This window comes from Bacillus sp. LSHTCR4 (assembly GCF_057197025.1).
Genome location: NZ_JBXUNO010000006.1, coordinates 84,484 through 98,283, shown reverse-complemented (window position 1 = coordinate 98,283; position 13,800 = coordinate 84,484). Strand labels below are relative to the sequence as shown.

Here is a 13,800-nt window from a genome sequence, read left to right as displayed (position 1 = left end):
CAGAAGAGTGTAGCATGGTATAATACATATAGAATTACAAGGTGACAAGGGGCTATTATAGATGATGAGTAAGTATGAACAAATTTATACAGCAATCAGCAAGTCTATTGATAATAAACAATTAAAAGAGGGATGCAAAATCCCATCAGAAACTGAATTAATGAAGCAGTATGAAGCGAGTCGTGGTACTGTAAGAAAAGCTGTAGATTTATTACAAGAACGTGGATATGTTCAAAAAATACACGGAAAAGGTGTTTTTGTTTTAAAGCGAAAAAACATTGAATTCAACTTTGGTGGTATTGTAAGTTTTCAAGAAGAAAATGAACGTTTAGGACGCCATTGTATTACTGAAGTCGTAGAAATGGAGAAAGTAAAAGCGACAAAAGAGGTTGCAAAGCTATTAAATGTGAAAGAGAAGACAGAAATAGATCATATTAAACGCGTACGAAATATTGATGGAGAAAAAGTAATTTTGGATATCAATCATTTTGTATCGGAATATATTCCTGGATTAACGAGTGAAATTGCAGCAGAATCCATTTATAAATACATTGAGAAAGAACTAGGTCTTCCTATTAGTTACTCCCAGAGGGTAATTGAAGTGCAACCATGTACAGAGGACGATAGAAAGTATTTAGATTTAAATGGAACAGATTATGTTGTCGTTGTGAAAAACTTTACGCATTTTTATGATGGAAGTCAGTTCGAATACACAGAATCACGCCATCGCTTAGATATTTTTCATTTTTCGGATGTGGCGCGGAGAAAATAAGGAGATGGAACGAAATAACGTTTCATCTCTTTTTTTATAAAAAAATCGCAAACTCGTATATACGAGTGTTGACTAACTTATATATACGAGTTAATATGTAATTGTAAACGGTATCAAAAAAAGAAAAGAGGGACGGGAATATGGGGAAAGACTATCGTAAAACAGCAGAGGAAGTGTTGCAGTATATTGGTGGGAAAGACAATATTGAACAAGCTGCGCACTGTGTAACGAGACTCCGTATCGCTTTAAAAGATGAAAGTAAAATAGATAACGATAAATTGCAGTCTGTTTCATTAGTAAAGGGAGCGTTTCATAACGCTGGGGTATTTCAAATTGTAATTGGTCCAGGAGATGTTGATCGAGTATATGCTGAATTGATAACGCTTGCAGGTATGAAGGAAGCGACAGTAGCTGATGTGAAAGATTCTGGAAATCAAAAGCTAAATCCAGCTCAAAAGTTTGTAAAAGTATTTTCAGATGTATTTATGCCGATATTACCAGCAATCGTAACAGCTGGTTTACTAATGGGAATTAACAATCTATTAGGGGCGAAGGACTTATTCTTTGAAGGTAAAAATTTATTAGATGTATATCCAAACTTAAGTGGGCTTTGGGATTTAATTAATATGATGGCGAATACAGCATTCGTATTCTTACCAGCACTTGTCGGTTGGTCAGCAACAAAGCGTTTTGGTGGTAGTCCGATATTAGGGATTGTTATGGGATTAATGCTTGTGCATCCAGCATTATTAAACGCGTGGGATTACGGAAAAGCAGCAACTGGTTTAGACGGACAAAAGATTGAGTACTTCGATATTTTAGGCGTATTTCAAATTGAAAAGGTAGGGTATCAAGGTCAAATCTTACCGGTTTTAGTAGCAGCATTTGTATTAAGTAAAGTGGAAATCTTCTTAAAGAAACATGTACCAAATGCAATTCAATTGCTAGTTGTACCAATTACAACGATTGTCGTAACAGGTGTGTTAGCATTAGGGATTATTGGTCCAGTTACACGTCATATTGGAGATTTATTAACAGCTGGATTAGTAGGTGTATATGAAACAGTACCAGTAGTTGGAGCAGTATTGTTTGGAGCATTATATGCACCACTTGTAATTACAGGTATGCATCATATGTTTATTGCTATCGATTTACAATTAATTGCACAACACGGTGGTACATTCATTTGGCCAATGATTGCCCTTTCTAACATTGCGCAAGGTAGTGCGGCACTTGCGATGTTCTGGATTTCTAAAAGCCAAAATGATAAAAGTATGGCATCTACATCAGCAATTTCAGCATATTTCGGTATTACAGAGCCAGCTATGTTTGGTGTGAATTTACGAAATAAATTTCCATTCTATGCAGCAATTATAGGATCGGCTGTGGCAGCGATATTTATTACGTTAAATGGTGTATTAGCACCTGCTATCGGAATTGGTGGATTACCCGCATTTATTTCTATCATTCCGAAATCGATTCCAATGTTTATTGTCGGAATGATTATCGCAGTTGTAATCCCATTTACGCTAACGTGGTTATTTGCAAAACGAGTAAAACAGAAGTAGGAGGAAGTTAAACATGAAGGATTGGCATAAAAGTGTAGTTTATCAAATTTATCCGAAGAGCTTTAATAGCTATTACAATAAAGAAACCGGTGATATAAAAGGGGTTACAGAGAAACTAGATTATTTAAAAGAACTCGGAGTAGATTATATTTGGTTAACACCGATATACCAATCACCACAAAATGATAATGGATACGATGTAAGTGATTACTACCGTATTGATCCATCTTACGGAACGATGGAAGAGTTTGAAGAGCTTTTAGAAGAAGCGAAAGCACGTAACATTGAAATTATGCTTGATATCGTTGTAAATCATAGTTCGACGGAACATAAGTGGTTTAAAGAAGCGAAGGAAGATAAAAATAATCCATATCGTAATTACTATATTTGGCGTGATGAAAAAAATAATTGGCAATCTAAGTTTGGTGGGTCTGCTTGGAAATATGATGAAAAGACAGAGCAATATTATTTACATCTATTTGATGAGACACAAGCGGATTTAAACTGGGAAAATGAAAAACTTCGTGAAGAAGTATATGATATGATGCGCTTTTGGCTTGATAAGGGGGTAACTGGATTCCGATTAGATGTTATTAATTTAATTTCAAAAGATCAACAGTTCTTAAATGATGACGGAAGTACGGCGACAAGCGATGGCCGTAAATATTATACAGATGGCCCGCGTGTTCATGAATATTTACAAGAAATGAACCGAAATGTTTTTGAAGGGAAAGATGTAATTACAGTTGGAGAAATGTCATCTACGACAATTGATAATTGTATTAAATATTCAAATCCTGAGCGTAATGAATTAAGTATGACGTTTAGTTTCCATCATTTAAAAGTAGATTATCCGAATGGTGATAAGTGGACGAAAGCGAATTTTGATTTTATTAAATTAAAAGAGATTATGTCTAATTGGCAAATTGAAATGCAAAAAGGTGGAGGATGGAATGCGTTATTCTGGTGTAATCATGACCAGCCTCGTATCGTGTCACGCTTCGGTAATGATGAGAAGTATAGAAATGAGTCTGCAAAAATGTTAGCGACAGCTATGCATATGTTGCAGGGCACACCTTATATTTATCAAGGTGAGGAAATCGGTATGACGAATCCTAAATTTGAGTCTATTGAGCAATATCGCGATGTAGAATCGTTAAATATATATGATATAAAGCTGGAAGAAGGATTATCAAAAGAAGAGATTATCGGGATTTTAAAACAAAAATCTCGTGACAACTCCCGTACTCCAATGCAGTGGAATGAAGAGATGAACAGTGGCTTTACAACAAGTACACCTTGGATTTCAGTGGCTGAAAACTTTAAAGAAATAAACGTAGAGAAGGCATTAGAAGATAAAGAGTCTGTATTTTATCATTATAAAGAGTTAATAGAACTTAGAAAAACGTATGATGTAATTACAGAAGGAGAATATGCTATTTTGGATAAAAATGATCCTAAAGTTTGGGCATATACTCGTACTACAGAAAGTGAAGTGCTACTTGTTATAAATAACTTCTATGGAGAAGAAATAACGTACTCTGTACCAGCGCACGTTCAATTACATGGAATGAAACAAGAAGTACTACTGTCGAATTATAAAGATTCCAGTAAGGATATTACAAAACTTAACTTAAGACCATACGAATCAATTGTATATCGATATACGAAATAAAAAGGTTGTATGCCCGCGTGGCATACAACCTTTTATTTTAAGACACCACTATACAAAATGCTTACTTCTACTTCAGGTTTAAACTTTACTTTTGCATAATCTTTATTCCAATTTTTTTTCTTCCATAAATCAGGGTGATATGCGATAAGGTGTCTACCAATCCCGAAAGCATCACAATTTGCCTTTTGTAGCTTATTTGTTATTTTTTTCGCTTCTTTTGTAAGTTGTTTCGATAATTCTTTATTTAGTTTTTTTCTTTCATCCATTTTGTAAAGATTGTCTCTTGGAGCTTCAAGAGCGATAACTTTTAAGTGAAGCTTAATGTGAGCATAAACATTTCCTTTTTTATCTGTTGTTATTTTTAAGTCTCGTTTTAATTTCCGATTACTCACTTCCATTGTTAAATAGTCAGATGTCTTCTCGGATTCATCGCTAGTAAGTTTTTGGGTTATACGGGCACTTGTTCCCATTTTTCCGGTTAATAATACGAATAAAACAGATTGTTTTAAAGGTAAATGTCCAGTCAATTTATCATTGTTAAATAAAGCTAACCCGTTTGTAATTACTTCTTTTCCTTTTATTTTTATAGAAGGGAGGGTAAAGTCTTTACCGGGATCTAACATTTTTGTAGCAGCTGTTTCTAAAGTTTCTTTTGGAAATACACTCATATCTTCTAAGCTTTTCACTTTTTTCTTTAGAAAATCTCCAATTAGTAAATTTCCTACTTTCTTTTTTTCTAGTATCTCCGATGTTTCACCATCTACTGCAATAAGCTTTACTAAAGCAGTTGGATTTGTTGGGTCCCGAAAGCTGACATCTAAATAGGGTAGTATCCCCTTTTTTAGAATTTTGGTTCCTAGTAATTGAACACCATATTTAAAATAGCGAATATTCCCAGTAACATTTTTTTTTAGGGCATCGCTTGTATCCCTTATGTTATGACCCGTTGCTGAATGTATTTCATTTTCGAATGAAGATTGCTCTCCGCTTGAACTTTTTACGAGTTCGATTGTTTGCTGGAGTTGATTCTCTTCCGTAATATCAGATCCAATACTATAAGCTAACCTTGCTTCCCTTAATGGTTCTTGATCCCAACAGCCAGAAAGGACGGAACTAGCACATAATATAGAAAGTAATTTAGCTTTTCTTTTGAACATACTGTTCTCCTTTCTTATTTCGTATCACAGAATAAAGTAGAAATAAAAGAGGGAGGACAACGATGAAAATATAGGTGAACTTATCAGTGAAAGTTGAGATTACTTTTAATTCTTCAGGTGTATCTATAAATAAGGCTACACTAAAAGCAATAATACCAATGATTGGAACAGCTTTTTTATGATTAGCAAGATTGAATATATGTCCCACTCCGATTGAAGCAGCACAATAATAACTAGCAATAGAAGCCACAACTGTTATCATCCATATTGGTATAAATAGTAAATCGGTTCGATCTATAATTCCGATATGTAAGGAGCGTAATAAGTAAGCAACTGGCTCTGGAATAAGTTCAACTTGTTTTGGACTAAATACGATAAAGCAAATCCAAACGGTAAAAGTATAAAAGAGAGTTACAAATCCATTGGCGATAGAAATGGCTTTCAGTTTTGCAATAGAACTCCCATTTACTTTTGGGAAAGCGATAAGAATAATTTCAAAACCATACATGGCTGTAATTGTTTCTTTGGATGCTTGAATAATATTCCACCATCCAGCTTCTGTAATGGGAAAAATATAAGAAAAGTCAGCCCGTGAGAGCCCAAGTCCAATTAAAAGTGCCATTGGGAAAATAAGAATAGAAGCCATGACATAAAATCGCACAATTACTTTAAATGTATTATAGGCTACATAGCAACAAGCTATTGTAAATAGGATGAGAATGGCAGACCAAGGAGTAGCTTGTAATATCCAAACTTTAATGACATTACAAGCATTCAACATAACCGTCATACCAATAAGAGTAAAGTAAAAAACATAAGCAAAACCTAATAGTTTTCCAAACTTATTACCAAATAGCATACAAACACTTTCATACATATCTGCATCAGGGAATCGTTTTAAGAAAAGCCACATAAGTAAAATAATAAGCTGAATCGCAAGCCCGGCGATGAGCGCGGAAATCCATCCACCACCTTTTGCTATTGGGTGAAGACGGTTAGGCAGGGAAAGTATACCCACTCCAATTTGGCATTGAATAACGAAAAAGGTAAATTGAACTAGCGAAATTTTACTTTGCGTGTTTGTCACCGTCCTCATCCTCTCTCGTTACATGTTGGCGCTGCATTTTTTTCGGTTTTGGATCATGTGGTCGTTCCCAAAATGACCAAATTGGTAGTCTTACAAAAGAATCTTTCATATCTTTTATCCGCATCGGGGCAACAGGAGAAAGATATGGTGTATGAAATGAATGTAGCTGACATAAATGAACGAAAGTTATAATGAGACCGAATGAGATGCCTACATATCCGAATAGGGCAGCAAGGAGCATTAATGGAAAACGAAGAATTCGAACAGCTGAACTCATATCGTTTGATGGAACGAGAAAAGATGAGATGGCAGTTAAAGCTACAACGATAATCATCGTATAAGAAACAAGTCCAGCTTTTACAATTGCATCACCAATTACTAAACCGCCTACAATACCGATTGTTTGTCCAACTCTGCTCGGCAAACGAATACCAGCTTCCCGTAATAATTCAAATATTAATTCCATTAAGAGAGCTTCAAAAATAGGAGGAAGTGGTACTTTCTCTAATGAAGCTTTAATTGTATACACAAGTTCGAGCGGCAATACATCAGGATGAAAGGCTACGGTTGCGATATATATAGCTGGTAAGAGAAAAGCAATCAAGAAACTCACTAAGCGAATCATTCGGACAAAAGAACCGACAATCCAGCGGTTATTATAATCATCTGGCGATTGATAGAAAGCGAATAATGTAACAGGAACGATGAGCGCTGTTGGATCTCCATCAGATAAAATAGCAACTCGTCCTTCCATTAAATTTGCTGCGACTCTATCTGGACGCTCTGTATTTAATTGCTGCGGAAATGGTGAGAAAGACGTATCCTCTATAAATTCTTGTATATATCCCGGAGGCATAAGTGCATCTGTCTTAATCGTTTCTAACCTTCTTTTTACTTCTGTAACTAACTCGTCATTCGCTATGTTTTGCATATAAGCAATTGCCACTTTCGTATGCATTTCTTCACCAAGTGTGAAATATTTAACGACGATATTTGGACTTTTTATGAGTTTACGAATGGAAGCTAAATTGGTTGCTAAATCTTCTACAAAACCAGTATGTGGTCCACGTACAATGCCTTCATTATCAGGCTCTGCTATATCTCTCTTTAACGATAAAGCTGTTTCAAAAATACAAAAACTGTCGACGTGTTCATGAAAATATAATGATTTTCCTTGTAATAAAAGCTGCAAACCGTAATTTAAATTTGTTTCTTTTTTCATATTTAATGTGGCAAAAGCTTTATCTAAAGCCAAATCCGACCGAGTTAATAAAGGCTCAAGAGCTAATTGATGGATTAAATTGGGGTCTGCTAAAGATTCGATATATAAGATTGTTCCTTTGCCGTTTTGAAATGGGACATCTAATTTTTTTATATCATCTGAGTGACATAGCTTATTTTCAATGTAATTAATATTTTCCGGAAGTGATGGAAACATATGCTTTTTGTTATTATCTTGTTGTGAACTTTCCTGTTCGGTCATAATTTCTACCTCTTTTAAAGTGCAATTGTTTCTGTTAATTTTTGTCGTTTGTGAGAAATTTATGCTTGAATTATTTTTTTAAAAAGAGGGTTGAAAGTTACGTTACATTGTCTTTTGTACATTATTCAATTTCATAGCAGTACTTTTAACATTTATGTCGAATTAAGAAGATATATAGGAGGGATACATATGGAAATAGCTGTAGAACGTGTTTTTACGAAAGAGATTTTAAAAAGAGCAGCGAGTTTGTTTCATGTAACAGTGGAAGAGAAGCCGCTTGGAGATTTTGAGAATTATATTTTTAAGGCGAAGGGTGATAATGATGAGGACTATGTATTACGTTTAACGCATTCTTCGCATCGATCTAAACAAGAGGTAGAGGCTGAACTAGATTTTTTACGATATGTTGCGGGAAACGGGGCAAAGGTAGCGGGACCTCTTTACTCAACGTCTCAAAATCTTGTAGAAGAAATCGGAGCAGAGGATGGAACTTGCTTTTTCGCTTCCTTATTTACATATGCAAAAGGGGAGCAAGTAAAAGGAGAAGAATCGCCTTATTGGGGCGAGCCTCTCTTTGAAGCATGGGGAAAAGCGATTGGACAACTGCATCGTCTAACAATGAACTATCCTAAAACGGATCATCGTGATACGTGGGAAGAAGATGAGAGTGGGATTGTTAATGAATTAGAAGATGATCAAGTGAAAAATATTGCTGCGGTATTAATGGATGAGATAAAGGCTCTTCCAATTGAAAGAGAAACGTTCGGCCTTATGCATGGTGATATTCATCCAGGGAATTTTCATTATGATGGAAAAGAGCTAACGATCTTTGATTTTGATGATGCGGCTTATAATTACTTTATACACGATTTAGCGATGGTTCTCTATTACTCTGTTCTATTTACACCGTGGACAGCGGAAGAGAAGACAGACTTTGCTCGTAAACAGTTACAAGTGTTACGAAAAGGATACGAATATGAGCATAGGCTGGCGGATAGTTGGTATGAATCGTTACCGCTATTTTTACGTCTACGTGATATAGGTTTATATGGAACGCTTCAAAAGAAGTTTAAAGGAAAAGATATGCCTAATAATTTCTTGAAATTATCGGAAGAGCTATACGAAAGAATTATAAAAAGAGAAGCAATTGTGAATATATAATACATTTAGTTCAAAGCAAAGTATATAAAACAAATATATACTTTGTTTTTTTATACAAAAATATGTTTACTTTATTAAAATAATATTGTCCTAGATTCGGTATACACTTATAATTTTATATATATTCTGAATATTCTTTATAAAAAAGGAGGGGGAATGGTGGAAGCTTTCGTAAATTGGTTAAATAATATTGTTTGGAGTCCAGCACTTGTTTATTTATGTTTAGGAGTAGGTTTATATTTTTCCATTCGAACGAAGTTTTTACAAGTAAGGCACGTAGGAGAAATGGTGAAGCTGACATTTCAAGGAGAAAAATCAGAAGCTGGTGTTTCTTCATTCCAAGCGTTAGCACTTTCGTTATCTGGACGCGTTGGAACAGGAAATATTGCTGGGGTAGCAACAGCGGTTGCATTCGGTGGACCAGGAGCTGTATTTTGGATGTGGGCAGTAGCCTTTTTAGGGGCAGGGTCAGCCTATGTAGAATCAACACTCGCGCAAATATATAAGACGAAACATCAAGGGCAGTTTCGTGGTGGGCCTGCTTATTACATTGAAAAAGGTTTAGGTGTGAAATGGTATGCTTTAGTATTCGTTGCAGCGACAATTCTTGCAACTGGGCTGTTATTACCGGGCGTGCAAGCAAATAGTATTGCTGTAAGTTTAGAAACGGCTTTTGGTATTAATACTACCGTATCAGGGGCTATATTAGTTGTCGTATTAGCTCTTATCATTTTCGGTGGAGTAAAGCGAATTGTTAACGTAGCACAAGTTGTCGTACCGTTTATGGCAATCGGCTATATTTTAGTAGCTTGCGTTATTGTTGCTATGAATATTGAAAAATTGCCAGAAGCATTTATGTTAATTATAAGAAGTGCATTTGCATTGGAAGCAGCATTTGGTGGTATTATCGGTTTAGCAATTTCTTGGGGAGTAAAACGTGGTATTTATTCTAATGAAGCAGGGCAAGGAACTGGGCCACATGCAGCGGCAGCAGCTGAAGTATCACATCCAGCTAAGCAAGGTTTAGTGCAAGCATTTTCCGTTTACATTGATACATTATTTGTTTGTTCAGCAACAGCATTTATGATGATTATTACAGGCATGTATAACGTATTTGATGCAAGCGGAAAAAACTTTATCGTAAATAAATTAAATGGTGCTCAGCCAGGACCAGGATATACACAGGCAGCAGTAGAATCTGTTTTCCCTGGATTTGGAAACGGTTTCGTTGCAATCTCTTTATTATTCTTTGCATTTACAACAATTATGGCGTATTACTACATTGCAGAAACGAATATCGCGTACTTAAATCGTGATAAAGACCGTCCTTGGATGTCTATGGTATTAAAATTTGTATTTTTAGGAGCTGTATTCTATGGCTGTATAAAAACAGCAGCCACAGCTTGGGCTTTAGGGGACATCGGCGTAGGGATTATGGCATGGGTAAATATCATTGCGATTTTATTGTTACAAAAACCTGCATTAGTTGCATTAAAGGATTATGAAAAGCAGAAAAAAGAAGGAAAAGATCCAGTATTCGATCCAGGACCATTAGGAATTAAAAATGCTGATTTCTGGGAGCATGAATACGGGAAAGATAAGAAAGAAGAAGTATCTTAACAGAATAGAAATGAAGAAGCAAAGGGAAATCCCTTTGCTTTTTTTTATGGGCAAAAATGAAGGGAGAAGTTATTTTTGGGACTGTTTTTGAATATAAAAAGAATGTACATGCTTTGTTAGGGGAAGGGGTGAGTATGTTGATAGAGTTTCGTAACGTAAATAAATATTATGGTAATTTTCAAGTTTTAAAAGATATTAATGTGCAAGTGAAAAAAGGTGAAGTGGTAGTAGTTGTTGGGCCTTCTGGATCAGGAAAAAGCACGTTGCTTCGGTGTATAAACCAGCTAGAGACAATTACAGATGGAGAGTTAATTGTACAAAATATGGAGGTACACAATGTAAAAACAGATATGAATGAATTACGCCGGAATATCGGGATGGTCTTTCAGCATTTTTATTTATATCCACATAAAACGGTTCTTCAAAATATTACACTGGCACCTATTAAAGTGAATAAAGTTTCAAAAGAGGAAGCTGAGAAAACGGCGATGTTTTATTTAGAGAAAGTAGGAATTCCGGAGAAGGCTAACGTATACCCACATCAATTATCCGGAGGACAACAACAAAGGGTAGCCATTGCTAGAGGACTTGCGATGCAGCCGGAAATTATGCTATTTGATGAGCCTACGTCTGCTCTTGATCCAGAGATGATCGGGGAAGTACTTGATGTTATGAAAACGCTAGCTAAAGAAGGGATGACGATGGTCGTTGTCACGCATGAAATGGGATTTGCGCGAGAAGTAGCTGATCGGATTTTATTTATGGATGATGGCAAGATCATTGAGGATACAACACCGGCGCAATTTTTTGCGAGTCCTGAACAAGAAAGAGCACGTTTATTTTTAAGCCGAGTGTTAAATCATTAAAGGAGGAATTTTATGCTTAAAATGAAAAGGTTGTTCACCTTAATTGTATTTTCATGTTTATTCGTACTTGTCGTTGCTGGGTGCGGAGGTAAAAAAGATGAGGCGAAAGAAACGAATACGAAGCAAGGCGGGGCCGTTGAGCAAATTAAGAAGCGCGGAAAACTAGTAGTTGGGGTGAAGAATGATACGAACTTATTTGGATTGAAAAACCCTTCAACAGGGCAGGTAGAAGGATTTGATGTTGATGTTGCAAAGGCGCTTGCGAAAAAAATCCTCGGAGATGAAAAGAAACTAGAATTAAAAGAAGTAACGTCTAAAACGCGTATTCCACTCCTGAAAAACGGTGACATTGATGCAATTATCGCAACAATGACAATTACGGAAGAACGTAAAAAAGAGGTTGATTTTTCAGATGTATATTTTAAAGCAGGGCAGTCGTTACTCGTGAAAAAAGGGAGCAATATTAAAAGTATTGATGATGTGAAAAAGGGTGTGAAAGTGTTAGCCGTAAAAGGTTCAACATCGACAAATAACATTCGCCAAAAATCACCGGAAGCGACTGTTTTAGAATTTGAAAATTACAGTGAGGCATTTACGGCGTTAAAAGCAGGAAAAGGTGATGTTTTAACGACAGATAATGCCATTCTTTACGGCATGGCAAAACAAGATTCAAATTATGAAGTTGTAGGGAAAATTTTTACGGATGAACCATACGGAATTGCAGTGCAAAAAGGTGCAGATGATTTGACGAAAGAGATTAATAGCTTACTAAAAGATATGAAAGCGAATGGAGAATACGATAAATTGTATGAGAAATGGATTGGTCAAAAACAAGAGAAGTAAAGTGAAACTTTAATTAGTGGGGCTTTATTCTTATTGAAGAGTAAGAGGATGAGGGATGCTCATCCTCTTCTTGTAAAGAAAGAGGGGAGAATATGTGCCTGATTTTTCTATACTAACGAATAACATTGATATGTATTTAGAGGGCTTTAAATATACAGTGATGTCTAGTGTAATTGCATTAATAGGAAGCTTTATTTTAGGAGTAATTTTGGCGGTAATGCGTATTGCACCGATTCGCATTTTAAATTGGTTGGGAGCTGCTATTGTAGAATTTGTAAGAAATATTCCGCTCGTATTAATTGCATTTATATTTTATTTCGCTTTACCTGTAGTAGGAATTACTTTAAATGGTTTTGTAGCAGGAACAGCTACGCTTACCGTATATACGGCAGCTTTTATTGCTGAAGTCATTCGCGCTGGTATTTTATCAGTTGCGAAAGGGCAAATGGAAGCTGCTCGCTCTTCAGGGCTAACGTATGTGCAGGCGATGTATTATGTTGTGTTACCCCAAGCTGTGAAAATTGTAATTCCCCCTTTAGGAAACCAGTTTCTCAATTTAGTTAAAAACTCCTCAATACTTGGAATTATCGCTGGTACGGATTTAATGTATCAAGGAGATTTAATTTCAACGAAGACATTTGTTACGTTCGACGTCTATATATTTGTCGGGATGTTTTATTTAATATTAACAATTCCGCTCAGTATGCTAGTGCGTTATTTAGAAAAACGCTTAGCAAAGGAGGCGGTATAAATGGATTTTAAGGGAGCAATTACAGGAGATCATATCCTCTTTTTATTAAAAGGATTACTTATAACGTTAGAGGTAGCGCTCGTAGCAATTATACTTAGTTTTATTATTGGTAGCGTAATAGGAATATTGCGCTACATGAAAATCCCTGTCGTCTCACAAATATTAGGAATTGTCGTTGAAGTGATTCGAAACTTACCACTACTTTTAATTATATTTTTCACGTATTTTGCACTTCCAGAAGCAGGATTGAAATTAGAAATTATAACAGCTGTAATTGTTGCTTTAACAATATTTGAAGCAGCAATGATATCTGAAATTGTTCGAAGTGGCCTATTATCTATTGAAAAAGGACAGATTGAGGCCGCAAGATCTTCAGGATTAACGTATGTTCAAGCACTTTGGCATATTATTTTACCGCAAGCATTAAGAAGAATGGTCCCGCCGCTTGTTAGTCAGTTTATTTCATTGCTGAAAGATACATCACTAGCAGTCGTTATATCACTGCCAGAGCTTATGCATAATGCTCAAATTATTAGCGGACAAAATGTGAATTATACGATTCCAACGTTTATAGTAGTAGCTTGTATGTATTTTATCGTAAATTATAGTTTATCAATTTTATCGAGAAGGTTAGAACTCCGTTGACTCTTACAATATATGTAAGGGTTTTTTCCTTGTTTCTCCTTATTTTCCTCTAAATAGAATCTAAATCTTGCAATAATTCGATTTTTTATATTATTTTATCAGAAAAGTTTTAATTTTATATAGAAAATGTAATCGCTTTCGTGTATATTTTTATTATCAGAAAATTTTAACA

Annotated in this window: 12 protein-coding genes; 9 read left to right on the top strand and 3 right to left on the bottom strand. The window is 35.5% G+C overall.

Translation table 11 applies throughout. The annotated features are described in order from the left end of the window. Window positions 1–61 precede the first annotated feature (61 nt). From treR to treC, 3 genes are all read left to right on the top strand, one after another. The gene (treR, locus tag AC2CGR_RS25285; RefSeq protein ID WP_029437442.1) at window positions 62–772 is read left to right on the top strand and encodes a trehalose operon repressor; all 711 of its coding nucleotides are present in this window, start codon (window positions 62–64) and stop codon (window positions 770–772) included. 140 nt (window positions 773–912) lie between these two features. Continuing rightward, window positions 913–2,340 (top strand): PTS system trehalose-specific EIIBC component, encoded by a 1,428-nt coding sequence (treP, locus tag AC2CGR_RS25280; RefSeq protein WP_087967076.1) that lies wholly within the window; start codon window positions 913–915, stop codon window positions 2,338–2,340. Window positions 2,341–2,353: 13 nt separating this feature from the next. Next, the gene (treC, locus tag AC2CGR_RS25275) at window positions 2,354–4,015 is read left to right on the top strand and encodes an alpha,alpha-phosphotrehalase (RefSeq protein ID WP_087967074.1); all 1,662 of its coding nucleotides are present in this window, start codon (window positions 2,354–2,356) and stop codon (window positions 4,013–4,015) included. A gap of 32 nt (window positions 4,016–4,047) precedes the next feature. On the opposite strand, the gene gerKC is transcribed toward treC, so the two are convergent. Genes gerKC through gerKA form a run of 3 tightly spaced genes read right to left on the bottom strand, consistent with a single transcriptional unit; the run spans window position 4,048 to window position 7,742 of the window. Then, window positions 4,048–5,172 carry a spore germination protein GerKC gene (gerKC, locus tag AC2CGR_RS25270; protein ID WP_087967072.1) on the bottom strand — a complete coding sequence of 375 codons (1,125 nt, stop codon included), beginning with the start codon at window positions 5,170–5,172 and terminating at the stop codon, window positions 4,048–4,050. Next, window positions 5,153–6,259 carry a GerAB/ArcD/ProY family transporter gene (locus AC2CGR_RS25265; protein ID WP_131101378.1) on the bottom strand — a complete coding sequence of 369 codons (1,107 nt, stop codon included), beginning with the start codon at window positions 6,257–6,259 and terminating at the stop codon, window positions 5,153–5,155. Before AC2CGR_RS25265 ends, gerKC begins: the two co-directional genes overlap by 20 nt. Beyond that, on the bottom strand, window positions 6,240–7,742 hold the full coding sequence (gene gerKA, locus AC2CGR_RS25260) for a spore germination protein GerKA (RefSeq protein WP_131101380.1): 1,503 nt from the start codon (window positions 7,740–7,742) through the stop codon (window positions 6,240–6,242). The genes AC2CGR_RS25265 and gerKA overlap by 20 nt, the downstream gene beginning before the upstream one ends. A gap of 189 nt (window positions 7,743–7,931) precedes the next feature. Between gerKA and AC2CGR_RS25255 the strand changes: the two genes are divergently transcribed. The 6 genes from AC2CGR_RS25255 (at window position 7,932) to AC2CGR_RS25230 (ending at window position 13,628) form a co-directional block, all read left to right on the top strand. Then, window positions 7,932–8,903, top strand: a complete 972-nt coding sequence (locus AC2CGR_RS25255) for a phosphotransferase enzyme family protein (RefSeq protein ID WP_087967066.1) — start codon at window positions 7,932–7,934, stop codon at window positions 8,901–8,903. 159 nt (window positions 8,904–9,062) lie between these two features. Then, on the top strand, window positions 9,063–10,523 hold the full coding sequence (locus AC2CGR_RS25250) for an alanine/glycine:cation symporter family protein (RefSeq protein ID WP_000387160.1): 1,461 nt from the start codon (window positions 9,063–9,065) through the stop codon (window positions 10,521–10,523). Window positions 10,524–10,579: 56 nt separating this feature from the next. Then, window positions 10,580–11,389, top strand: coding sequence for an amino acid ABC transporter ATP-binding protein (locus AC2CGR_RS25245; RefSeq protein ID WP_131102701.1), 810 nt, complete (start codon window positions 10,580–10,582; stop codon window positions 11,387–11,389). 12 nt (window positions 11,390–11,401) lie between these two features. Then, window positions 11,402–12,232, top strand: coding sequence for a glutamine ABC transporter substrate-binding protein GlnH (glnH, locus tag AC2CGR_RS25240; RefSeq protein WP_131101382.1), 831 nt, complete (start codon window positions 11,402–11,404; stop codon window positions 12,230–12,232). 94 nt (window positions 12,233–12,326) lie between these two features. Further along, complete coding sequence (locus tag AC2CGR_RS25235) at window positions 12,327–12,983, top strand: amino acid ABC transporter permease (RefSeq protein WP_001112676.1); 657 nt, start codon at window positions 12,327–12,329, stop codon at window positions 12,981–12,983. Then, window positions 12,984–13,628 (top strand): amino acid ABC transporter permease, encoded by a 645-nt coding sequence (locus AC2CGR_RS25230; protein ID WP_000345965.1) that lies wholly within the window; start codon window positions 12,984–12,986, stop codon window positions 13,626–13,628. Window positions 13,629–13,800 lie beyond the last annotated feature (172 nt).